Origin of the sequence: Nonomuraea composti, assembly GCF_012034275.1 — a bacterium.
GTDB lineage: Bacteria > Actinomycetota > Actinomycetes > Streptosporangiales > Streptosporangiaceae > Nonomuraea > Nonomuraea composti.
Genome location: NZ_JAATEP010000003.1, coordinates 412588 through 435228, shown reverse-complemented (window position 1 = coordinate 435228; position 22641 = coordinate 412588). Strand labels below are relative to the sequence as shown.

Genomic DNA, 22641 nt, shown 5'->3' with positions numbered 1-22641 from the left:
GAAGACTTCGCCACCGCGGTTGGCGCCCGCGGCCGGCGAAGTCGTGTGCTGGTGTGACCATCCAGGGCCTGATCAGGCAGTTGCCCCGACCGGGTTCACCAGAGCCTGGCATGGATGTCCAGGCTCCGGCTCATCGGGACAACTGCGTGATCACGCGATGATGGTGATTGCTGCCGGGTGTGTCAGGCGGCGGAGATGCCGGCGCTGGCCGCGCGGCGCATGCGACGGCGACGCTCGCTGGCCCGCTCGTCCTCGTTGAGACCGCCCCACGTGCCGTACTTCTCCGGCCGGGACAGCGCGTAGTCAAGGCACTCGTTGCGGACGGGGCACTGGGCGCAGATCGCCTTGGCCTTCCGCTCTCGTACGTCACGCTCGGGCTGCCGCTCCCCATCGGGGCCGAAGAAGAGCACGAGGTCCTCACCCCGGCACGCGGCATCATCCTGCCAACCCCAGCTGGGGCGCGGGCGGGCGAGCTGCCGACGTACCTGAGACATGAGAAAACCACCTTCGTGAGAGGTATTTCGGTAATTGAGCCGCATTGGACGCTTTTGGCGTCACTGTTCCAACGCAACGTCGGGCCGTGATGTTCCCTGTTCAGGCGAGAGCGGGCGTGGCGTACCGCACAGGCGTGAGCCTGTCCAGCGAAACCAGCCGGTAGGTGGTGATCGTCTCGGCGCAAGCCGTACCACACGGCGCTGTGAACGCCGATGGCTCAACCACAACCTGGAGCCGGACGTCGCCGCAGCGCACAATGGCTTCGGTGACGTCGCCGTCCGTCCTGGAGGATTCCACGGCCACCGCGCCGACGGAGCACTCTCCCGTATGGGCTCGGGCGAAGTGCTCGACGGCCTGCAATGGCTCAGGGATGCCTGCGCGTCCCCGGTAGCGGTCGAGAATGATCTCGCCCGACCGGTACGCGTTAGCCGCTGCCGATGCAGCAGCCTGAGACATGCTGCCGTAGAAAATTCCGTGTGGCAAGCACACGAGGTTGGCGGCGTAGCGATCGCCGCCAACGTGTGACGTTTCCCACACTCTGTCCGGCAAGATTTCGGCCAGGGACCGAGCGAGGGGTAGTCCAATGCGGGCGCAGCACACATTGCGCTTGGCGTGCGTGCAGACCAGAAATACCGGCTCGTCTTCAAGTATGCAGGACTCCGGGACCACTCCGGCCACGAGCGCGTCCAGGTCAAGATCGTCAGGACCTGCGATGACGCCCTGCGCCACCCAGGGGTGCTCGCCCGCCGCGTAGGCCAATAGCACACGGATCCCCTGCTCCCGTGGGCGGGTCCGCCTGCCCGGGCGGCGGATCAGCTGGGGCCTGATACCGCGTTCGAGCGCGCGCCGGACGAGTTTCGAGATTTCTTCAGGAAGTTCGCAGTTTTCCAGGCGCGAGGGCCATGCTCCGGTGTATTCGACGAGCAGCCACAGCCGGGCTCCCACGGTGGCGCTGGCGAGTGTGGGCAGCCCGCCGGTGTGGCATCCCGCCGGATGTTCGCAGCCCTTCTGCTCGCAGCCCCTGGCCAACGCTTCCGCCCCCTCCTCGATCACTTAGGTAAGACTAACCTAACGGATCGGCGGGTTTACGCGCGGGAGAACCGGTCCAGTACGTCCCGTGTCGCGGGCAGCGCACGGTCTCTATCCCTTTTGACCAGCCCGATTCGGGTCCGCCGGTCGAGCAGGTCGCCCTCGTCGAGCGCGCCCTCGTGCAGGACCGACCAGAGCAGCTCGCCCTTGGTGAAGCCGAGCCCGACCTCCTCCGGGTGCCGCAGGGCCAGCTCGTGCACGGCGGCGGCCTCGGAGCCGTACCGCTCGGCCAGGCGGAGCGGCACCCCGGACGGGCGCGGGCCCGCCCCCACGAGCGCGATGCGCCGCGTGCGGCACCGGCCGGCCCGCAGTTTCGCGGACGAGACCGCACGATCCACCGCGTCCTCGGCCATCCGCCGATATGTCGTCAGCTTGCCGCCCACCACGGTCACGACGCCGCCCTCCGAGAGCACCGCGTGCTCCCGGGACAGGTCCGCCGTCCTGCCATCGGCCGCCAGAAGGGGCCTGAGGCCCGCGTACGCGCCCGCGACCGCCTCTTCGGTCACTGGCACCTCAAGGACCCCGTTCAGCACCTCCAGGAGCGTTCTGACGTCCTCCGGCGGCACTTCGGGAACGTCGGGCACCGGCCCGTCCACGGGCTCGTCGGTCAGGCCGACGTGGACGCGGCCGTCCGGCTGGGGCAGGACGAGCGCGAACCGGTTGCTTTCGCCCGGGATGGGCACGTGCATGCCCGCGATCAGCCCCGGCAGTGTGCCGGGCTCCAGGACGAGGTGGCTGCCGCGCGACGGGCGCAGCTTCACCTGCGGATCGAGCGTGCCCGCCCACACCCCGGTCGCGTTGATCACCACCTTCGCCCTGATCGTGAACTCCTCGCCCGTCAGCTCGTCGCGTGCCTGCGCCCCCTTGCCGGTCAGGCGCAGCGCGCGGCAGCGGGTCAGCACGCGGGCCCCGCGCGCGGCGGCGGTGCGCGCGAGCGCCACCACCAGGCGGGCGTCGTCGAGCAGCCGCCCGTCCCACGACAGCAGCCCGCCGCGCAGCCCGTCGGTACGCAGGATCGGCGCCAGCGTGTGGGCGCGGGCCGCGTTCAGCCGCGTCGGGCCGGGCAGCGCGCGGCGCGGGGTGCGCGCGGCGGCCCGCAGCCCGTCGCCGAGCCGGTAGCCGCTCATCAGCAGCGCCGCCTGCCGCCGCGAGACGGCCGGGGTCAGCGGCAGCAGGTACGGATGCGCCTTCACCAGGTGCGGAGCGGTCCTGCGGAGCAGGATCCCGCGCTCGAAGGCGCTCTCGTAAGCCACGCCCACCTGCCCCTTCGCCAGGTAGCGCAGGCCGCCGTGCACCATCTTGGAGCTCCACCTGGAGGTGCCGAAAGCCAGGTCGTGCGCGTCGATCGCCGCTACGCTCAACCCCCGGGACACGGCGTCGAGCGCGGCTCCCGCGCCGGTCGCGCCGAGCCCCACCACCAGCACGTCCACCCGCTCCTCCGCGACCCGGCGCAGCTCACGGGAGCGTCTGGCGGCGTTCAGCGAGCTGTCCAAGATAGGCCTCCAGCAGGGCGGTGAGCTCGGCGTCGAGCTCGTCCATCGTGACGGGGTCGAGCATGGTCGGCGCCGACAGCAGGAACGACTGGGCCACCAGCAGCACCGCCCTGGCCCTGGCCGGGTCGCCGACGGCCGGCTCCAGCACCTCCAGGATGGCGTCGTGGCTGGCGCCCCGCCGATCCAGCAGGTACGGCACGAGCAGCTCCGGGTCCGCCGCCACGATCTTGCGCCACAACGGGTGCTCGCGCAGCCCCCGCACGCCCGCCACGACCGCACGTACGGGATCGGACAGGTCGAGCCCGGCCACCACCCGCACCCACTCCCTGGTCATCAGGTCGGCCACCAGCGTGCGCACGTCGGGCCAGCGGCGGTAGATCGTCATCCGGGACACGCCCGCGCGCCGCGCCACGTCCGTGAGCGTGGTCCTGCGCACGCCGTAGGCGAGCACGCAGTCGCGCGCCGCGTCCAGAACGCCGTCATTGTGACGAATAGACGTCATGTGTCACAGTGTAAGCGTGACTGGAGAACCGATGTCGTGGTCGGGGTGGGGCGACCCCGCCAAGGCACGTGAGCTGCCCGAGCCGGTCCTGGCGCTGCTGCGCGACCTGCTCGGCGTGCGCGCCCCCGGCACGCCTGCCGCCGCGCTGGAGGCGGTGGCGCTGCCGCCGGTCGTGCTGCCTGAGCCGGTGCTGGACGCGCTGGCCAAGGTGGTCGGGGAGCACAACGTGCGGACCGGGCACGAGGAGCGCGTCCGGCACACGCGCGGCAAATCCACCCCCGACCTGCTGCGCATGCGGGCCGGCGACGGCTCGGCCGCGCCCGACGCCGTCGTGCTGCCCGGCTCGCACGAGGAGGTGGCCGAGCTGCTACGGGTGTGCTCGCGCGAGCGCGTCGCCGTCGTGCCCTTCGGCGGCGGCACCTCCGTGGTGGGCGGCCTGGCCCCCGACCGCACCGGCTTCGCGGGCGTGATCGCGCTCGGCCTCGGGCGGCTCGACCGGCTGCTCTCCGTGGACGAGGAGTCGAGGGTGGCCGCGTTCGAGCCCGGCGTGCGGGCCCCCGACGCCGAGCGGCTGCTCGCCGCGCGCGGCCTCACGCTCGGGCACTTCCCCCAGTCCTTCGAGTACGCCACGCTCGGGGGCTTCGCCGCCGCCCGCTCCAGCGGCCAGGCCTCCGCCGGGTACGGGCGCTTCGACGACATGGTCGTCGGCCTCACCCTCGCCACGCCCGCGGGCACCCTGGAGCTCGGTCGGGCGCCCAAGTCGGCCGCCGGGCCCGACCTGCGCCAGCTCGTGCTCGGCTCGGAGGGCGCGTTCGGCGTCATCACCGCGCTGCGGCTGCGGGTGCGGCGGGCGCCCGCCGAGCGGCGCTACGAAGGGTGGCGGTTCGCCTCGTTCGCGCAGGGATCCGCCGCCGTGCGGGCACTCGCCCAGGAAGGGCCGCTGCCGACCGTCCTGCGGCTCTCGGACGAGACCGAGACGATGATCGGCCTGGCCAAGCCGGACGAGATCGGCTCAGGACGCTCGAACGGAGCCCCCGGCTCCGCGGGCTCCGGCGGAGCGGGCGGCTCCGGTGCATCGGGCGGCTCCTCAGGCGGAGCCGCGGGCTCCGGATGCCTGCTGGTCGCCGGGTACGAGGGCGTGCGGGTCGGGAGCCGGCACGCGGCCGCCTCCGCCGTGCTGGCGCGGATGGGCGGCGAGCCGCTCGGGCCGGAGCCGGGGGAGGCGTGGGAGCGCGGCCGCTTCTCCGCCCCGTACCTGCGCGACGCGCTGCTCGCCGCCGGCGCCACCGTCGAGACGCTGGAGACGGCCGGCTTCTGGGCGAGCCTGCCGCGCCTCTACGACGCGGTCCGGCTCGCCCTGCTCGGCGCGCTCGGCTCGCCGCTCGTCATGTGTCACATCTCGCACGTGTACGAGACCGGCGCCTCGCTCTACTTCACCGTCGTGACCCCGCAGGACGCCGACCCCGTCGCCCAGTGGGAGCGGGCCAAGGCGGCGGTGAACGCGGCCGTCGTCGAGGCGGGCGGCACGATCACGCACCACCACGGCGTCGGCCGCGACCACCTCGACGCCTACGCGCGCGAGATCGGGCCGGTCGGCGCGGGCGTCCTGCGCGCGGTCAAGGCCGAGCTCGACCCCGCCGGCATCCTCAACCCGGGCGTGCTCGTCCCGCGAGCCTGAAGCTCCCAGCCCGGGTGTGCTCGTCCCGCGAGCCTGAAGCTGTCGGCCCGGACGTGCGCGGCCCGGCGAGCTCGGAGCGGCCCGGGCGGCGGTCAGCCGGGTGGGGGCGGGAGGCGGTCGGCCTCGGCGAGGGTGGCGGCGGCGTCGCCGAAGCGCTGCAGGGCCTCCTGGGCCTCGGCGAGGCGGCGCAGCGAGACCACCAGCGACGCCCCGCCGATCGACCGGCTGAGCGCCACCGCCTCCTGGGCCAGCGGCAGCGCCTCCGTGGCGCGCCCGCGCGCCAGCATCAGCCGCGCGGTCGTGTTCAGGCAGCGGGCGAGCAGCGGCAGGTGCTCGCCGGGGGACTGCGCGGCCAGCGCCCGGCTCCGCGCGATCGCCTCGCTCGCGCTGTTGATCGCCGCGCCCGCGGCCCAGCGCGGCCGGGACGCGGCGAAGGCGAGCAGACCCTCGATGGCATCCACGGCGGAGGTGCCTTTGCGGGTCGCGTCGTCCGGGCTGTTACGGGTCATGGGAGCCTCCTAGGCGGTCCCAACCGCTTGCTTGGGGGGTGAGGCTACACCATTGCACACCTTCTGTGTTCCGAACGGTACGGAGCGTTCGGGATGCGCAAATGGTAGATCACGGTAAAGATGTGGTCATGGTGGAAGTCGCGGCTGAGCGTGGAAAGCAGGTTTCCTCCCGGGTCTCGGAGGAGGGTGCAGGTTGGGCCTGTGTGCAACCAGGTACATTTGCGCAGCTCAGACCCAACAAGCAAGGCTTTACCTGGTTGAATGTACGTACGCTATGGCTGTCCCGCAACGAGATCCTGGCTGGCTTGTTCGGGGATCCGTCAGGAGAGGTGCGGGCGCGCTGGGTGGAGTCCCAAGAGGCGCGGGGGATTGATCCGGAATTTCGCATCAAACCGGCTGTCAGCGGTAATTTCAGTTTCCTCCTTCTCGGCGATACGGGAGAAGGCGACGCCTCCCAGTACGCCGTTGTTCCCGGCATGCTGAAACTCGGCGAAGGAACGTCTTTCGCCATCATCGCCAGCGACGTGATCTATCCGACGGGATCGGGCAACGAGTACGGCGACAAGTTCTTCCGCCCGTACCAGGACTACAACGCACCGATCTACGCCATCCCCGGCAACCACGACTGGTACGACGGGCTCGGCGGCTTCATGCGGGTCTTCTGCGACGCGCCGCCGCTCAAGCCGAAGCCGGACCAAGGATTGCGCGGCCTGCTGTGGCGCAAGCCGGAGACCATCGACGAGGCGAAGCTGGCCGAGGCGCGCAAGCTGCGCGGCAGGCCGTCCCAGCAGGCGACCGGGCAGGCGGCGCAGCCGGGGCCGTACTGGGTGATCGAGAGCGACAGCCTGCTCGTCGTCGGCGTCGACACCGGCATCAGGAACGTCATCGACAAGGGGCAGACGGCCTGGCTGCGCCGGGTCTCGCTCGACCCCCGGCCGAAGATCCTGGTGACCGGCAAGCCGATCTACACCGGCAACGCGTACAAGCCGTCGCCGCTGGAGGGCGGCGGGACGATCGACGACATCGTGCGCGACCCGGCACACCGGTACGTCGCGGCCATCGGCGGCGACGTGCACAACTACCAGCGCTATCCGGTCAAGGTGGGCGACCGGGTCATCCAGTACATCGTGTCGGGCGGCGGCGGGGCGTTCATGCACGCCACCCACACCATCGAGCGGGTGGACGCCGGCGGCGTGCACGAGGACGACTTCAGGTGCTACCCGCTGCGCGGCGACTCGTTGTCCTTCTACAGCCAGCTCTACGCCAAGCGGCTGCGGATGAAGTGGCTCTGCCTGACGCCCACCGAGGCGCTGTGCATCATGTCGCAGCACATCAAGAACGAGCCGGTCAGGACCCCCACGGGGCCGGTGAGGATCACCATGCGGATGCGGTGGGCGGCACGGCTGCTCGGCGCCTGGCCGTGGCCGCTGCGGTTACCGGTGGACAAGGTGTTCCACCGCTTCCTGTCCGAGCTGTCCGACTGGGACACGCCGCCGTTCTTCAAGCAGTTCCTGCACGCCACGGTCACGCCCGAGGAGCTGACCCTGCGCTGCTTCGCCGCCACCGGGTGCCTGGCGCAGGAGCTGGACCCGCCGATGGAGGACGAGGTGCGCATCAGCCTCACCGTGTGACCCCCTGAACATGTGACCGCGTGCGGTTTTGTCGGAGGCGTTTGGCAGGCTTGACCACGTGTACGTCGTGGTCGCAGGGGAGACGGTGCTGCCCGTCGGTGGCACGCCGCGCCGGCCCGCCGACCTCGCCGAAGCGGTGCGGGAGCTGGAGGCCGCCGAGGGGCCGCGCTGGGTGTGGGCCGACGCGCGGGAGACATACCCGCCGCTGCTCGAACGCGGCGTGCGCGTCGCCCGCTGCCACGACCTGGCGCTGACCGAGGGGCTGCTGCTGGCCTACGAGGGCCGCTACGGCGAGCCCCGCTCCGCCAGGGCCGCGCACGCCAGGCTGCACGGCCTGCCGGTGCCCGACGAGCAGCCGAGCGCGCCCGGCACGCTGTTCGCGCCGGAGCCGCTCGGCGCGGAGGCGGTCGCCGAGGTGCTGGCCGACCAGCTCCGGCGCATCGCCGCGCTGCCCGAGCCCGGCCGCTTCCGCCTGCTGGTGGCCGCCGAGTCGGCCGGCGCGCTGGTCGCGGCCGAGATGTCGCACGAGGGCATGCCGTGGCGCCGCGACGTGCACGACGCGCTGCTCACCGAGCTGCTCGGGCCGCGCCCCGTGCACGGCATGCGCCCGGCCAGGCTGCAGGCGCTGGCCGACGAGGTGGCGGCCGCGTTCGGGCACCCGGTCAACCCCGACTCCGTGCAGCAGCTCGTCAAGGCGTTCAAGGGCGCGGGAGTGGCGCTGAAGAGCACCCGGCAGTGGGAGCTCAAGCAGATCGAGCACCCCGCCGTGGCGCCGCTGCTGGCCTACAAGGAGCTGGCCCGGCTGTTCAGCGCGCACGGGTGGGCGTGGGCCGACCAGTGGGTGCGCGGCGGGCGGTTCAGGCCCGAATACGTCGTCGGCGGCGTCGTGTCCGGGCGGTGGGCCACCAACGGCGGCGGCGCGCTGCAGATCCCCAAGGTCATGCGGAAGGTCGTGGTGGCCGACGACGGGTGGCTGCTGGTCGTCGCCGACGCGGCGCAGCTGGAGCCGCGGGTGCTGGCGGCGATGGCCGGCGACGGCGGGCTGGCCAGGGCCGCGGGCGAGATCGACCTGTACTCCGCGCTGGCGCAGTCGTTCGGCGGCGAGCGGGCCAACGCCAAGATCGCGATGCTGTCCGCCATGTACGGCGGCACCAGCGGCGACGCCTCGAAGCTGCTGGCCGTGATGCGCCAGCGCTTCCCCAAGGCGTACCAGTTCGTCGAAGACGCGGCCAAGGCGGGCGAGGAGGGGCGCATCGTGCGGTCCTGGCTCGGGCGCACCAGCCCGCCCCCGTCCGAGCGGTGGAAGGAGCTGGTGTCGGGGCCCGAGGGCGGCCGGGCGGCCAGAGACCGCGGGCGGTTCACCCGCAACTTCGTGGTGCAGGGCACGGCGGCCGAGTGGGCGCTGGCGCTGCTGGCGGTGCTGCGGGGGCGGCTGCCGGAGCCGGCGCGGCTGGTGTTCTTCCAGCACGACGAGGTGATGGTGCACTGCCCGGCCGAGCTGGCCGACGAGGTGATCGCGGCGGTGACGGGCGCCGCGGCCGAGGCCAGCCGGTTGTTGTTCGGCGGCACTCCGGTGCGCTTCCCGATGGAGGCGGTGGCGGTCAAGTCCTACGCCGACGCCAAGTGAGCCCGCCGAAGGCCGCGTTTCTTCAGGACGCGTTTCTGCAGGACCTGTTTTCTCAGGACGTGCGGCGCCAGACGGCGGTGAGCCAGAGGCCCGACAGGGCGACCATGATGCCGACCATCAGGCCGAGCATGCCGTAGCCGAGCAGGCCCACGATGGCGCCGGCGACGATCGTGCCCGTGGCGCCGCACACGTTCATCAGCAGGTCCGACAGGCCCTGGACGGCGGGGCGGCGCTCGATCGGCACCGACTCCGTGACCAGCGCCGAGCCGGCCACCAGGCCGCACGACCAGCCCAGCCCGAGCAGCACGAGCGCGGCGGTCACCTGCCACACGCGGTGACCGGCGGTGCCGGCCAGGGCGGCGGCGCCGAGCAGCAGGGCCGAGCCGAGCACCAGCACCGGCACCTTGCCCGCCTTGTCGGCCAGCCAGCCGACGAGGGGCGACAGCACGTACATGCCGGCGATGTGCAGGCTGATCACGAGGCCGATGACGTCGAGGTTCGAGCCGTCGTGGTGCAGCTTGACGGGGGTCATCGACATGACGGAGACCATCGCCGTGTGGCTGACGGCGATCATGACCAGGGCGCGGCGGGCCATCGGGGTGGTGCGCAGGGTGTGCCAGGCGGTGCGGATCGTGCGGTTGCGTCCGGGATCCTCCGTGCGCGTACCGGCGCGGGCCAGGATGAGCGGATCGGGGCGGAGCAGGACGAGCACGATCACCACCGCCAGCGCGAAGGCCAGGGCCGCGAACGCGAACGGCCCCGCCTTCTCCGCCATCCCGAGGCTCCTGCCGATGCGGTCGGCGGGCTCGGCCAGGTTCGGGCCGGCGACGGAGCCGATGGTCGAGGCCCAGACGACCAGCGACAGGTGGCGGGCCGAGCGGTCCTTGGGCGACAGGTCGGTGGCCGAGTAGCGGGCCGCGAGGCTGCCCGCGCTGCCGCCGCCGACCAGCACGAGGCCGACGAGCAGCAGCGGCCAGGTGCGCAGGCTGATGGCCAGCACCGAGATCACGCAGCCGGTCAGCGCCGCCGTGTACGCCAGCGACAGCCCCGCCCGCCGCCCGCCCCGCCCGGACGCCTTGGCGGCCGGCAGCGCCAGCAGGGCCGCGCCGAGCACGGTGGCCGTGCCGGCGAAGCCGCTGATCACGGTGGAGCGCGACAGCTCGTCCACGACGACCGAGCTGAGCGCCAGCCCGACGGCCACGCCCACGCCGCCCACGATCTGCGCCGCCGAGAGGACCGCCAGGGTCCGGCGTTGGACGCGCTGGATCCGGTCAGGGGTCGAGACCGCGGGCTTTGTGGGGGTACTGGTCACCCGTGAAGTCTCGCATAACCGCTAACAGCACCCCAAAGGGGACGGTGAACTGAAATATCGGGAAATAAGGATTTTCGCCGCGAATTTTCAGAGCAGGACGACAGGATCCCCCTGCGCGATCCGACCGTAAGTGCCCGGCATGAGATCGGGGATCAGGTTGATGCCGAACCACACCTTGCCGTCACGCTTGCGATGCCGGGCCAGCGTCCGCAGCGGCTCCTTACCCTTGCGGTAGGTCTCGGTGTCGACCGTGGTCAGCACGCACCGGTCGCACCCCTTGGTCACGCGGAACTCCACCTCCCCGATGCGCAGGCGCTTCCACTCGTCCTCGGCGAACGGCTCCGCCACCCCGTCGATCACCACGTTCGGCCGGAACCTGCGCATCGGCAGCGCCCGCGGCTCCTCGCCGAGCTCCAGCGCGGTCTCGGCGATCCAGTCGTTGAGGCGGGCGAGCGAGGCGGTCGTGGTGAGCAGCAGCGGGAACGCGTCGGCCAGGCTCACCCGGTCGCCAGGGCGGCCGTACAGGGGGTTGACCGGGCGGCGGGTCGGGTCGTCGAGCCACTTGAGCCGCACCGGCCGGCCCGCGAGCCCGCTCAGCCACGCGGCAGCGGTGTCGCCGCAGTCGGTGACCTCCACCGCGACGCCGCCCAGCTGCACGGTGGACATCTCGGCGGTGGGGACCACCGTCAGCGGCTCGGCGTGCGGGCCCGTCAGGGTGAGCGCGCCGCCGTCGAGCACGGGCACGCAGGCCAGCAGGCGCGGCTCCTGGCGGGCGGTGAGCACCGCGCCGCGCTCGTCGGTGATGAGGTAGCGGCGGTCGCCCGCCAGCCCCCACGGCTGCACCTCGGCCTCGGTGACCTCGTGCCCGGCCGTGGACTTGACGGGGTAGAAGGAGATGCCGGCCAGCTTCATACGGCAGACCGTACCTCACCCGTCTCGCGCGTCTCCCCGACGATCTCGCTCTTGCGGTGCAGGCTCGCGCCGAGCGCCACCGCGGCCAGGCCCGCCACGCCGATGGCGGCGCCGATCCACGCCACGGACGCGTAGCCGAGGCCCGCGCCGATGGCCAGGCCGCCGACCCAGGGCCCCACCGTGATGCCGACGTTGAACGAGGCCACGTTCATGCCGGCGGCCAGCGTGGGGGCGTTCTTGGCCAGGGCGAAGGGGCGGGCGTTCAACGCCGGGTTGGTGCCGAAGCCGAACGCGCCGAGCAGGAAGATCAGCGGGATCGCCAGCAGGGCCACGGACGCCGACGCCGCCAGCGCCGCCGAGGTCAGGACGAGGCCGGTCACACCGGCGTACAGCAGTTGGTACGGCCGCGCGTCGGCGATCCGGCCGCCGACGGTGATGCCGATGAGGGCGCCCACCCCGTACAGGCCGAGGACGGCCGGCACCCAGGCCGGGTCGAGCCCCGTGACGTCCGTGAGCAGCGGGCTCAGGTAGCTGAAGGTGGACAGCAGCGCGCCGGTGGTCAGCGCGGTGGTGCCGTAGGCGAGCCAGAGCGCGGGCCTGGCCAGCGCGCGCAGCTCGTCGGAGACGCGCGGCGTGCCGCTCCGGTCGGGGCGACCGGCCGGGATGGTGGCGAACACGCCCAGGCCGGCCAGCGCCGTCAGCGCCGCCACCGACCAGAACGCCGCCCGCCAGCCGAGGTGCTGCCCGATCACCGTGCCGGCGGACAGGCCGATCACGGTGGCCACGGTGAGGCCGCCCGCCAGCACGCTCATCGCCTTGGCGCGGGCGTTCGCGGGCACCAGGCCGATCGCGGTGGAGGCCGCCACCGCCCAGAACCCGGCGTAGACGAACGCGCCGACCACGCGGGTGGCGAACAGCACGCCGTAGCTCGACGTCAGCGCGCCGGCGACGTGCGACAGGGCGAAGAGCGCGAGGAAGGCCAGCAGCACCGTACGGCGCGGCCACCGCAGCGTGACCACGGCCAGCACCGGCGCGCCGACCAGCATCCCGATGGCGAACGCCGAGATCAGCAGCCCCGCGTCCGGCACCGACACGCCGAGGTCGCGGGCCATCTCGGGCAGCAGCCCGGCCAGCATCAGCTCGGAGGTGCCCTGAGCGAAGATCGAGAGCCCCAGTATGTAGACCGCCAACGGCACGGCGATACCTCCAGACAGTTTTAGATTGATCAGTTCAAAACGCGGGCATGGAAAAGTCAGAAGACGCCCAGCGCGGTGTTCGCGATCGACTCGAGCATGGCGCGGTCGGCCCCGCCGCGGGCCGCGACCCGCAGCCCGCTGACCGTCGCGGCGACGAAGCGGGCCAGGGCCAGCGGATCCTTGCCCGCGTCGAGCTCGCCGCGGGCGCGGGCGGCCTCCAGCGCGGCCGTCATGATCTGGACCCGCTTGTCCTGGTCGCGGCGCAGCAGCTCCGCGATCTCCGGGTCGCGCGGGCCCAGCTCGACCAGCGAGTTCACCACCAGGCAGCCGGCGGGATCGTCAGGGTCGGGCTCGACGGCCCACCACAGCACGGTCCTGACCTTCTCCTTGACGGGCAGCTCGCCCTCCATGAGCTCGGCCAGGTTCGCGTTGCGCTCGTCCGTGTAGTGCCGCAGCGCGCGCTCGAACAGCTCGCGCTTGCTGGCGAACGTGTTGTAGATGCTGCTGCGCCCGAGCCCGGTGGCGGCGCAGAGATCCTGCGTCGAGGTGGCCTCGTAGCCCGCGCTCCAGAACGCGCGCATGGCCGCCTCGACCGCCCGGTCCTCCTCGAACTTCCTCGGTCGCGCCATGACGGCCACGCTACACGTTTTGGAACGCTCAGTGCAATACGGTCAGGTCGCCTGCCGGAACGTGTTGAGGAACACCTTGCGGGTGTCGGCCTGGTCGTCCCACTTCAGCTCGGGCAGATCCATCGTGATCTTGAACGCGGCGGTGTCGTCGATGGAGACGTACCTCGTCAGGGCGTGCATGGGGACGCCGTTGGCCGTCTGGTAGGTGTACTCCCAGTCGGCCGCCTGCCAGGTGCGGTAGGCGACCCGCTGGAGCTGCACCTGGATGTAGCTCTCCATGCCGCCGTCGGCCTCCAGCCGGCCCAGCTCCGACAGGCCGCCGTCGCTCTGCGGGGCGGCCCGCTCGACCAGGATCCGCATCCCCGAGTCCTTCGGCCCGCTGAACGTGGCCACTCCGCCGGACGTCGCCAGCTTCCAGTCCTTCGGCACGGCCGCCGAGAAGCCGGGGCCCGTGTGCTCCACGTACCCCTCGGGGATGATCGACGGCGCCGCCGCGTCCTCCGTCGTCGTGCTCTCGCCGGTGGCCGCCGGGGTGGTGACCGGGGCCGGCGACGAGCCGCCCGTCAGGATGATCCACACGGCGCCCGCCACGACGGCCACGGCCAGCAGCGAGCTGATGATCGTCAGCGGGGTGGGGCGGCCGTTCCTGATCCACGCGCCCTCGTCCTCCTCCACCCGGCGCCGGCTCTTCCCCTTGCGCGGGGCGCCGCCCGGCAGCGCGGCCAGGCGGCTGCGGGAGACGTCGTGCGACAGGTCGCGCGACTGCTCGCGCAGGTCGTCGGGCGAGGCCAGCGGCCACGGGGTGGCGGCCGACGACGTCCGGCTGTCCGTCGTCAGCGGCAGGATCGGCTGGGGGCGCGGGCCGGTCGGGTCGTCGAGGTCGTCGTCCAGGCCCCGGCCCACCCGGGGGGCGGGCGGCGCGCCGAACGGCGGCTGCGGGCCCGACGGACCGCCCAGCGAGTCGTAGGGACCGGACGAACTGCTCAGGGAATCGTAGGGACCGGACGAACTGCCCAGCGAGTCGTACGGGCCCGAGGGGCTGCTCAGCGAGTCGTACGAGCCGGAGGAGCTGCGGAGCGAGTCGTATGAGGCGTGCTGAGGGGTGGGGGCGGGCGGCAGCGGCGGGAGCTGGTCGGTGCGGTGGCTGCCCGACGGGCTCGTCATCCCGTCGTAGGGCATCGAATGGCCGCCCGACGGGCTGGTCAGCGGGTCGTACGGCACCCGTACCGGACCGGAGGGGGTCTCCACGATGCGGGAGGGCATCGGCCCCGACGGGGTGTCCAGCGGGGGCAGCAGCCCGGCCGGGGTCGGGTCGGCCTGGCTGGGCAGCATCTCGGGGGCGCGCGGCCTCGGGGAGCCATGCGCGCGCAGCACCGTCTCCAGCATCTCGATGACCTGGGCGGCGGTGAGCCGCTCGGCCGGGTTCTTGCGCAGCAGGCCCTCGATCACGGGCATGAGCGAGCCGGCCCGCTGGGGCCTGATCGGGTCCTGCGTCAGGACGGCGCCGAGCACCGCGACGGGGTCGGGCCCCTCGTACGGCGGGCGGCCCTCGACGGCCGCGTACAAGGTCGCGCCGAACGACCACAGGTCGGCCGCCTGCGTGATCGGCTGCCCGGACAGCCGCTCCGGCGGGATGTACGCCGGCGACCCCATGAGCAGCCCCGTCTGGGTGATCGTGACGTCGCCCTCGATGGCCGCGATGCCGAAGTCGGTCAGCACCACCCGGTCCTGGGTCAGCAGGACGTTGCCCGGCTTGATGTCGCGGTGCAGGATCCCGGCGGCGTGCGCGTGCATGACCGCGTCGAGCACGCGGATGCCGATCTCGGCCGCCTGGATCACGGGGAGGGGGCCGCTCTGGCGGACGGCCTGCTCCAGCGACCAGGCGCGGACCAGCTCCATCACGATCCAGGGCCGGCCGTCCTCCTCGACCACGTCGTGCACGGTCACGATGCCCGGGTGCGTCAGCCGCGCGGCCGAGCGGGCCTCGCGCAGCATGCGCCGGTGGGCCACCTGCTTGCCCGCGTGGTCGAGGCCGTAGGGCAGGATCAGCTCCTTGACGGCCACGTCCCGGTCGAGCAGCACGTCGTGGGCGTGCCACACCATGCCCATGCCGCCTCTGCCGACGGGCGACATCAGTCGGTAGCGCCTGCCGATCAGGCGACCCTGGCTCTGCGAAGCGCCCCCCGTGGCACCTTCCTCTGAGCCGGGCCCGCTGAGCAAGCGGTCGGCTGCCATGTTCCCGCCCCCATCTCCCTCATCCGTCACGTGCGTTCTTCACGCTACTTGCAGATTATGAGGATCGTTACGATAACGGCGGTGAATCCGCAAGGGAAGGTGAAAAATCCTTACATTGCCACTGACGTGGGGATATGTCCGTTTTAAAATGGATCACTTATTCGCGTCGGCCAGGGCCAGCAACGCCCGCGTGAACGCCTGCGCAGGCGGCTCCACCAGGCCCGCACCCACCTGGCCCGTGCCCGCCACCCGGCCCGCGATCCCCGTGTTGACCACGGGCAACAGGCCCGTCCGCGCCACCAGCGTCACGTCGATGCCCACCGGCGTGCCACGGAAGCCGAGCCCCGGGATCTGGTAGACCGGATGCTCGGCCAGCGTGATCTCGTACATGGAGCGCGTGGCCCGCACCGCGTCGGCCACCTCGCCGCCCACGAACCGCACGATCGCCGGCGACGCCGCCATCGCGAACCCGCCCAGCCCCGACGTCTCCGTGATCGTCGAGTCGCCGATGTCCGGGTTGGCGTCCTCAGGGCCGTACGAGCCGAGATAGAGCCCGTCCGGCACCCCGGCCGGCCCCGTGAACCAGCGCCCGCCCAGCCCCGACACCTGCACGCCGAAGTCGGTGCCGTTACGCGCCATGGCCACCACCAGGGACGAGCCCGGCACGTCGCGCGCCGCGTCCGTGGCGGCCTTGGCCGCGGCCATCCCGACGTTCAGGAAGAAGTGGTCGTTGCCGTTGATGAAGCGCAGCACCTCCGCCGCCGCGCCCGGCGCCGCCTCAACCACGGCCGCAGCCAGCTCGCGCAGCAGCAGCGAGGTCGCGGCCCGGTTGCGGTTGTGCAGCTCGTCGCCCATCTGCAGGGCCTGCGCGATCAGCGAGCGCAGGTCGATCGGGCCGGTCCGCTCCAGCGTCGCCGCCAGCGCCGGGCCGAGCACCCGGTCCATCCAGCGCAGCCGCTGCAGCACCTCCGGCCCGTACGCGCCGTAGCGCAGCACCTTGCCCAGGCCCTCGTTCAGCGAGCAGTACGCGGTGCCGCCGTGCTCGTCGTCGCGCACCTCGAACAACCACATGGACGGGCTCACCACGCCCGCCATCGGGCCCACCGCCCCGTGCTCGTGACAGGGGCGCAACGTGACCGCGCCCGCCGCCAGCCGGTCCGCGGCCTCGTGCTCGTCCGCCGCCCCGCCCTCCAGCAGCATCGCGCCGATCAGCGCGCCGCGCATCGGGCCCGAGGCGCGCTCCCACGTGATGGGCGGGCCCGCGTGCAGGAACGTGCCCGCCTCCAGCAGCTCCGAGGCCCGCCGCACGCCCACCAGGTGCGGGCGGGCCGCCGTCAGCCGGCCCACGGCCAGCGCGTTGGCCTCGTGGCGGCGCGGGTCGGCCAGCACCGCGGCCAGGGCGGCGGCGGTGCCGGGCAGGGGCGGGCGCCAGGCGACCGGCGTCGTCGGCACGGCCTGGGCGCGCAGCGCCTCGTCGAGCAGGCCCGCGCCGACGGTGATCACGTGCGGGGAGGAAGCGAGCAACGGGTTCATACCAGGCTCCTGGCGTGGCGGGCCTGGGCGTTCACACCAGGCTCCTGGCGGGACGGACGGCCTGAGCGCTCACACCAGGCTCCTGGCGTGGCGGGCGGCCTGGGCGTTGGAGGTGAAGACCGCCGCGCCCGCCTCCTGGAAGGCCGCGGCCTGGCGGTGCAGGCCCTGAGGGTCGCCCTCGGTGCCGATCAGGGCGATCACGACCGTGCCGGGCGCGGCGGCGACGGCGGGCGCGAGCGAGGCGGCCGGGTCGGGGTCGGCACCGTGGCCCAGGACGACGTCCATGAGGACGACGTCCCGCTCGCCGGTGCGGGCCAGCGCCTCCACCCGCAGCGTCGGATCGATCATCGGATGCGCCCGGCCCCTGGTGAAGGCGTCGTCGCCGTAGTCCACGAAGTCGCCCTGGCCGGCGACCAGCGCGGCCTCCGCGCTCAGCGTGCCCCCCGAGTACAGGCCCTTGATCCGCTTGGGCGCGGGGCGGGCGCCGGGCGGGGCGGGCCAGGACGGCCACTCGGGGACCGCCCTACCGAGGGCGCGCAACGCCTCCTCGGCCGCCTGCGTCAGATCGCCGGTGCCCAGCAGGGCCGGGACGACCGGCGTGCCCAGGCGCTGCCCCAGCACGGCCCGCGCCACCTCGGGCGACGGCGGCTTGGAGACGAGCACGATCAGCTCCGTCGCCGGATCCTCGTCCAGCAGGCGCAGGGCGCGGCGCGCCGACAGGCCGCCCACCTCGGCCGACAGGTCCCTGCCACCGACCCCGAGCACGTGGCTGACGCCGGTGCCCGCCCAGTCGAGCAGGCACGTCACCTGCTGGGCGCCGGTGCCGGACGCGGCGACCACGCCGACGGGGCCCGGCGTCAGGACGTTCGCGAAGCCGAGCCCGGCGCCGCCGATCGCGGCCGTGCCGCAGTCGGGGCCCATCACCAGCACGTTCCTGGCCTCGGCCAGCTCCTTCAGCCGCCGCTCCTGGGCCAGGCCGACGCCGTCGCTGAAGATCATGACGGGCAGGCCGGCCTCGATGGCGTCCAGGGCCTCGAAGAAGGCGTACTCGCCAGGGGTGGACACGAGCACCAGGTCGGCCGGCCCGCGCGCGGCGGCCGAGCGGGTCGTCAGCGGCGGCTGCTCCTCCGGGGCGGCGCGCGGCCGGTCCACGGCGGTGAGCAGCCGGCCCGCCTCCTCCACAGCCGCGTCGGGGTCGTGCGCGCGCACCGCGATCAGCAGGTCGCCCGGGTCGCACTCGGGGACGTCGAAGCCCATCTCCCGCAGGATCGACACGTTCAGGTCGGTCGCCATGGCGACCATGGCCGCCTCCACGCCCGGCAGCTCCGACAGCGCCCGGCTGACCCTCATCAGGGTGACCGAGTCGTGGTAGGCGCCGCGCCGGAGCAGCACCGCCTGCGGCAGGCCGGTCATCGCGCCCCGCTCAGCGAGCGGACGGCGGCCACGCCGATGGCGATGCCCTGCGCCAGGTCCGCCCCCGAGGTGTGGCCCAGGCGGTGCAGGCGGCGCAGTGCTGATTCGAGCGCCTGGCGGCGCAGTGCCGGTTCGAGCGGCTGGCGGCGCAGTGCCGGTTCGAGCGGCTGGCGGCCCGCGACCCCGCGCAGCACGGCGATCACCTCGGGGCTGGCCTCGCCCCTCGCCGCGCAGTGCAGGAGCGTCGCGGAGATCGGCGTCGTACGCGTGCGCGCGTCGAACGTCACGGTCGCCGCCAGCCAGTCGGCCAGCCACACCGCCCGCCCGCAGCCCGCGGCCACCCCCAGGTGCCGCAACGTCACCAGCAGCCCGGCCAGCACGTCGTCCCCGCTCGGCGTCAGCCCCGGCCCCAGCCCCACGAGCTGCTCCGCCGCCGTCACCGCCCCCAGCAGCCAGCCCTTCGCGCAACTGCTCGCCAGCATGTCCACCGCGCCGTTGCCCGCCAGCCCAGCGCCCGGCGGGTCCTTCGGCAGGCCGTCGTCGAGCAGGGCAGGATCGAGGCGCCCGAGCGGCGGGGCCGGATCCCACCAGCGGCGCACGCTCAAGCTCAGCGGCCCCAGATCGATCACCCGGTCGCCCACCGAGGCCTCGTCACCCACCGTGACGGCCGGCAGCGGGCCCGCCAGCAGCACCGAGTTCGGCAGCCGCGTCGCCTCGCCCGTGATGACGGCGATCACCGACGGCTCCGCCTCGGTCCTGACCTCCAGGTACACGCCCGCCGGGAACGCCGCCAGCACCCGGGCGGGCCGCCGCTGCGCCTCCAGGACGGGACGGACCGCGGTGCTGGCCGCGCCCGTGACGCGGACGCGGGCACGCCGCGCGGAAGTACTGACGGTCACCGGACCTCCCAACCGACCCTGGACCTGACCGTAGAACGGCCGTCGAACCCTCCGTACGGGTAAATTTGCCAACAGTCAGCGCGATGGTTGGCTCTTCCTGACAGACGGCTTCTGGGGTCACAATTTCCCCATGGAGCCCCCCGTCCGTCTCGCCAGCACCGGCACGATCATCCACGGCGTGTCCGTAGGAGAGGTGCTCGGCGTGTCCACCCTCGCGGACGCCAGGCTGATCGCGGGCGAGAGCGGGCTCGGCCGCATCGTGCAACGGCTCAACGTCATGGAAGTGCCCGACATCCTGGCCTGGGTCAAGCCGCACGAGCTGCTGCTGACCACCGGCTACCCGCTGCGCAACACGCCGCAGTCGCTCGGCCGGCTGGTCGCCGACCTCGACGAGCGCGGGCTGGCCGCGCTGGCCATCAAGCTCGGCCGCTACGTCGACGAGCTGCCCGGCGAGATGGTGGAGCAGGCCGACCGGCTCGGCTTCCCCCTCATCCTGCTGCCGAACGACGTCGGCTTCGACGACATCCTCAACCAGGTCCTCACCGACATCCTCAACCGCCAGGCCGCCGTGCTCGCCCGCGCCGAGGAGGCCCACCGGGCGCTGGTGCAGGTCGTGCTGGCCGGCGGCGGCCTCGACGAGGTCACCGCGGAGGTGGCGAAGCTCCTCGACGTCGCCGTGGCGGCCGTCGACGGCTCCGGCCGTGTCCTGGCCACCGCCGGGCCCGACGACCACGTCCGGGCCCTGCGCGAGTCGATCACCCGCGAGGGCCTGCTCACCTCCCGCGCCCGCACGCCCGCCGCGCGCGCCCGCGCGTTCGCCTCCGTGCCCGTGCTCGCCGGCGGCCACCACCACGGCCGGATCGTCGCCTACAGCCCGGCCGCCGCGATCAGGGACAGCGACGTCGGCATCCTCGAACGCGCCGCCACCGTCGCCGCCCTCGTCGTCACCCGGCAGGAGGCCGTCAACGCCGTCGAGAGCAAGTACCGCGCCGACTTCCTGCGCGACGTCCTCACCGGCCGGGCCGGCACGCCGGAACGGGTCACCGCCCGCGCGCGGGCGTTCGGCTGGGACCTGTCGCGGCCGGTCACCGTGCTGGTCGCCGAGCTCGACCCCGAAGGCGACGAGCGCAGCGCCCAGGACCGCCTCGTCTCCTGCTGGACCGCCGCCATCAGGCGGCACGACCCGCGCGGCGCCGTCGCCGGGTTCTCCCACGAGGTGGTGGCCGTGGTGGACGCCGCCATCGACGCCTCCCGCGTCGCCAAGGACGCCGCCTCCGCCTTCGCCGACGTGCCGCCCGCCACGTTCTCCACCGGCACCTCCCGGCCCAGCCCCGGGGCGGAGACGCTGCCCGAGGCGTACTCGCAGGCGCTCAAGGCCGCCCGCGTCGGCCGCCAGCTGCACGGCCCCGGCGCCGTCGCGCACTTCGACCAGCTCGGCGTCTACCGGCTGCTGTCGCTGGTCAACGACACCGACGAGCTGCACGCGTTCGTCCGCGAAACGCTCGGCCCGCTGGCCTCCGACGACGACGCCGAGAACGCCGACCTGCGGCGCACCCTGCAGTCGCTCCTGGAGACCAACCTCAACGTGGCCGAGACCGCCCGGCGGCTGCACTTCCACTACAACACGCTGCGCTACCGCATCGGCAAGCTGGAGCGCCTGCTCGGCAACTTCACCGACGACCCCCACCTGCGCCTGAACCTCACCCTGGCCCTGCACGTGCTGCGCATGCGCGGCATCTAGGCTGCTGCCTTGTGGACGATCTGGAATTCGAGCTGCGCGACGACTACATCCCGCTGTGCGACCTGCTGAAGTACTGCGGCATCACCGAGACCGGCGGCATGGCCAAGCAGCTCATCGACGAAGGCATGGTGCGCGTGGACGGCGAGGTGGAGCTGCGCAAACGCGCCAAGATCAGAGCGGGCCAGGTGGTCACCGGCGACGGGTTCGCGATCCACGTCGCGTAGCCGGTGCGCGAGCGCCCGACGCCACCCTCTATTGTGCTCTCCAACATCAACCAAGAGATGAACCCGCTGGTCAGGCGGGAGATCGGGGAGCGGGCGTGGCGTTCGGGTGGAAGGTGCACGGCGATGGGAAGCGCCTGACGCCGGGTGAGGTGGTCAAGCCGGACGAGCGGCTGAGCTGGCCCCGGATGGTGGGCATCGGGGCGCAGCACGTGATCGCGATGTTCGGCGCGACGTTCGTCTTCCCGCTGGTCATGGGGCTGGACGCGAACCTCGCCGTGATGATGTCCGGGGTCGCGACGATCCTGTTCCTGCTGATCGTGAACGGCAAGGTGCCCAGCTACGTCGGGTCGAGCGCGTCGTTCGTGGGGGCCGTGGTGGCGATCAGGGCGGCCGGGGGCGGTGACGCGACCGTGACGGGGGCGCTGCTCGTCGTCGGCGCGGTGCTGGCGGTGTGCGGGTTCGCGATCCACAAGCTGGGCGTCGGCGTCATCCACCGGGTCTTCCCGCCGATCGTGACCGGCGGGGTGGTGATGCTGATCGGGTTCGGGATGGCGTACGTGGCGGCGGACGTCTACTGGCCGAAGGACCCGTGGGTGGCGCTGCTGACGATGGCGGCCACGTTCGTGTTCATCGGGGTGTTCAAGGGGTTCCTCGGCCGGATCGGGGTGCTGCTCGGGCTCGTGTTCGGGTTCGTGCTGTCGTGGGTGTGGGACCTCGTCGGCGGGAAGATCCTGGCGCCGGACGACAGCGGCAAGGTGACGGAGCATTTCCGGGTGAACCTGGACGCGGTGGCGCAGGCCGACTGGATCGGGATGCCGTCGCTGCACGGGCCGGTGTTCGAGGCGTCGGCCGTCGTGCTGGTGCTGCCGGTGGTGATCGCGCTGATCGCGGAGAACGTCGGGCACGTCAAGGCCGTGGGCGAGATGACAGGCGCGGACGTGGACGCCTACATGGGGCGGGCGGTGATGGCCGACGGCATCGGCACGGTCGTCGCCACGTCCGTGGGCGGCTCGGCGACCACCACGTACGCGGAGAACATCGGCGTCATGGCGGCCACGAAGGTCTACTCGACGGCGGCGTACTACATCGCGGCGGTCATCGCGATCCTGTTCGGGCTGTGCCCGAAGTTCGGGGCGCTCGTCGCGGCGACGCCGGGCGGCGTGCTGGGCGGGGTGACGACCATCCTGTACGGCATGATCGGCCTGCTCGGCGCGAAGATCTGGATCGAGAACAAGGTGGACCTGTCGCACCCGCGCAACCTGGTGCCGACCGGCGCCGGGATCATCTGCGCGATCGGGCCGGTGGCGTTCCCGATCACCGACACGTTCGCGCTCAGCGGCATCGCGCTCGGCACGATCGTGCTGCTCGCGGGCTACCACCTGCTGCGCGCCGTACGCCAGTAGCCCCCTCACTTCCGCGGCCCCGCCGTGTGCGCGAGGATCTCTCTGGTCGCCGGGTCAGATTTGGCAGATCATGCCCGTGTAGGAGCGTGCCACCGGGCCTAATGTGCCCGCCAACGGCAC

General features: G+C 72.8%; 19 protein-coding genes. 6 read left to right on the top strand and 13 right to left on the bottom strand.

The window, feature by feature from the left end; genetic code table 11:
* Positions 1-182: 182 nt before the first annotated feature.
* From HCN51_RS07360 to HCN51_RS07345, 4 genes are all read right to left on the bottom strand, one after another.
* A complete protein-coding gene (locus HCN51_RS07360; RefSeq protein WP_080036407.1) occupies positions 183-494 on the bottom strand; it encodes a WhiB family transcriptional regulator in 312 nt (103 codons plus the stop codon).
* Positions 495-594: 100 nt separating this feature from the next.
* Positions 595-1548, bottom strand: coding sequence for a sucrase ferredoxin (locus tag HCN51_RS07355; RefSeq protein WP_230465940.1), 954 nt, complete (start codon positions 1546-1548; stop codon positions 595-597).
* Between the two features lie 32 nt (positions 1549-1580).
* The gene (locus HCN51_RS07350) at positions 1581-3077 is read right to left on the bottom strand and encodes a glycerol-3-phosphate dehydrogenase/oxidase (RefSeq protein ID WP_168008006.1); all 1497 of its coding nucleotides are present in this window, start codon (positions 3075-3077) and stop codon (positions 1581-1583) included.
* The gene (locus tag HCN51_RS07345; protein ID WP_168008004.1) at positions 3040-3579 is read right to left on the bottom strand and encodes a TetR/AcrR family transcriptional regulator; all 540 of its coding nucleotides are present in this window, start codon (positions 3577-3579) and stop codon (positions 3040-3042) included. Before HCN51_RS07345 ends, HCN51_RS07350 begins: the two co-directional genes overlap by 38 nt.
* Before the next feature lie 31 nt (positions 3580-3610).
* Between HCN51_RS07345 and HCN51_RS07340 the strand changes: the two genes are divergently transcribed.
* Positions 3611-5257: an FAD-binding oxidoreductase gene (locus HCN51_RS07340; protein ID WP_168008088.1), complete on the top strand. Its 1647-nt coding sequence runs from the start codon at positions 3611-3613 to the stop codon at positions 5255-5257.
* Between the two features lie 92 nt (positions 5258-5349).
* Here the strand turns inward: HCN51_RS07340 and HCN51_RS07335 are convergent, their stop codons facing one another.
* Entirely contained in the window at positions 5350-5766 is a 417-nt protein-coding gene (locus HCN51_RS07335) for a hypothetical protein (protein WP_168008002.1), read from the bottom strand.
* 203 nt (positions 5767-5969) lie between these two features.
* On the opposite strand from HCN51_RS07335, the gene HCN51_RS07330 reads away from it, so the two are divergent.
* Both HCN51_RS07330 and HCN51_RS07325 read left to right on the top strand, forming a co-directional pair.
* On the top strand, positions 5970-7397 hold the full coding sequence (locus HCN51_RS07330; protein WP_428981529.1) for a metallophosphoesterase family protein: 1428 nt from the start codon (positions 5970-5972) through the stop codon (positions 7395-7397).
* A 58-nt stretch (positions 7398-7455) separates the two neighbouring features.
* Positions 7456-9024: a bifunctional 3'-5' exonuclease/DNA polymerase gene (locus HCN51_RS07325; protein ID WP_168008000.1), complete on the top strand. Its 1569-nt coding sequence runs from the start codon at positions 7456-7458 to the stop codon at positions 9022-9024.
* Between the two features lie 52 nt (positions 9025-9076).
* Here HCN51_RS07325 and HCN51_RS07320 read toward each other — a convergent pair whose 3' ends face one another.
* The 8 genes from HCN51_RS07320 to HCN51_RS62170 form a co-directional block, all read right to left on the bottom strand.
* Positions 9077-10336 (bottom strand): MFS transporter, encoded by a 1260-nt coding sequence (locus HCN51_RS07320; protein WP_168007998.1) that lies wholly within the window; start codon positions 10334-10336, stop codon positions 9077-9079.
* Positions 10337-10423: 87 nt separating this feature from the next.
* Positions 10424-11248 carry an MOSC domain-containing protein gene (locus HCN51_RS07315; protein ID WP_168007996.1) on the bottom strand — a complete coding sequence of 275 codons (825 nt, stop codon included), beginning with the start codon at positions 11246-11248 and terminating at the stop codon, positions 10424-10426.
* On the bottom strand, positions 11245-12444 hold the full coding sequence (locus HCN51_RS07310) for a Cmx/CmrA family chloramphenicol efflux MFS transporter (RefSeq protein WP_168007994.1): 1200 nt from the start codon (positions 12442-12444) through the stop codon (positions 11245-11247). Before HCN51_RS07310 ends, HCN51_RS07315 begins: the two co-directional genes overlap by 4 nt.
* Positions 12445-12500: 56 nt before the next feature.
* Positions 12501-13073: a TetR/AcrR family transcriptional regulator gene (locus HCN51_RS07305; protein ID WP_168007992.1), complete on the bottom strand. Its 573-nt coding sequence runs from the start codon at positions 13071-13073 to the stop codon at positions 12501-12503.
* A 42-nt stretch (positions 13074-13115) separates the two neighbouring features.
* On the bottom strand, positions 13116-15182 hold the full coding sequence (locus HCN51_RS58020) for a serine/threonine-protein kinase (protein WP_240972513.1): 2067 nt from the start codon (positions 15180-15182) through the stop codon (positions 13116-13118).
* Positions 15183-15461: 279 nt separating this feature from the next.
* Positions 15462-16841: a YlbE family protein gene (locus HCN51_RS07295; protein WP_168007990.1), complete on the bottom strand. Its 1380-nt coding sequence runs from the start codon at positions 16839-16841 to the stop codon at positions 15462-15464.
* Positions 16842-16910: 69 nt separating this feature from the next.
* The gene (locus tag HCN51_RS07290) at positions 16911-18254 is read right to left on the bottom strand and encodes an AllF/FdrA family protein (RefSeq protein ID WP_168007987.1); all 1344 of its coding nucleotides are present in this window, start codon (positions 18252-18254) and stop codon (positions 16911-16913) included.
* Positions 18251-19153, bottom strand: a complete 903-nt coding sequence (locus HCN51_RS62170) for an oxamate carbamoyltransferase subunit AllH family protein (RefSeq protein ID WP_346433561.1) — start codon at positions 19151-19153, stop codon at positions 18251-18253. The genes HCN51_RS07290 and HCN51_RS62170 overlap by 4 nt, the downstream gene beginning before the upstream one ends.
* 130 nt (positions 19154-19283) lie before the next feature.
* On the opposite strand from HCN51_RS62170, the gene HCN51_RS07280 reads away from it, so the two are divergent.
* The 3 genes from HCN51_RS07280 (at position 19284) to HCN51_RS07270 (ending at position 22521) form a co-directional block, all read left to right on the top strand.
* A complete protein-coding gene (locus HCN51_RS07280) occupies positions 19284-20894 on the top strand; it encodes a PucR family transcriptional regulator (RefSeq protein WP_080036418.1) in 1611 nt (536 codons plus the stop codon).
* 11 nt (positions 20895-20905) lie between these two features.
* Positions 20906-21118: an RNA-binding S4 domain-containing protein gene (locus HCN51_RS07275; protein WP_080036419.1), complete on the top strand. Its 213-nt coding sequence runs from the start codon at positions 20906-20908 to the stop codon at positions 21116-21118.
* Between the two features lie 95 nt (positions 21119-21213).
* Positions 21214-22521, top strand: a complete 1308-nt coding sequence (locus HCN51_RS07270) for a uracil-xanthine permease family protein (RefSeq protein WP_222107518.1) — start codon at positions 21214-21216, stop codon at positions 22519-22521.
* Positions 22522-22641 lie beyond the last annotated feature (120 nt).

Excerpts from the sequence above, each read along its gene's own strand:
- HCN51_RS07360 (WP_080036407.1), bottom strand. The coding sequence starts at position 494 with ATGTCTCAGGTACGTCGGCAGCTCGCCCGCCCGCGCCCCAGCTGGGGT.
- HCN51_RS07345 (WP_168008004.1), bottom strand. The coding sequence starts at position 3,579 with ATGACGTCTATTCGTCACAATGACGGCGTTCTGGACGCGGCGCGCGAC.
- HCN51_RS07340 (WP_168008088.1), top strand. The coding sequence starts at position 3,611 with ATGTCGTGGTCGGGGTGGGGCGACCCCGCCAAGGCACGTGAGCTGCCC.
- HCN51_RS07335 (WP_168008002.1), bottom strand. The coding sequence starts at position 5,766 with ATGACCCGTAACAGCCCGGACGACGCGACCCGCAAAGGCACCTCCGCC.
- HCN51_RS07315 (WP_168007996.1), bottom strand. The coding sequence starts at position 11,248 with ATGAAGCTGGCCGGCATCTCCTTCTACCCCGTCAAGTCCACGGCCGGG.
- HCN51_RS07305 (WP_168007992.1), bottom strand. The coding sequence starts at position 13,073 with ATGGCGCGACCGAGGAAGTTCGAGGAGGACCGGGCGGTCGAGGCGGCC.
- HCN51_RS58020 (WP_240972513.1), bottom strand. The coding sequence starts at position 15,182 with ATGGGCATGGTGTGGCACGCCCACGACGTGCTGCTCGACCGGGACGTG.
- HCN51_RS07295 (WP_168007990.1), bottom strand. The coding sequence starts at position 16,841 with ATGAACCCGTTGCTCGCTTCCTCCCCGCACGTGATCACCGTCGGCGCG.
- HCN51_RS07290 (WP_168007987.1), bottom strand. The coding sequence starts at position 18,254 with ATGACCGGCCTGCCGCAGGCGGTGCTGCTCCGGCGCGGCGCCTACCAC.
- HCN51_RS07280 (WP_080036418.1), top strand. The coding sequence starts at position 19,284 with ATGGAGCCCCCCGTCCGTCTCGCCAGCACCGGCACGATCATCCACGGC.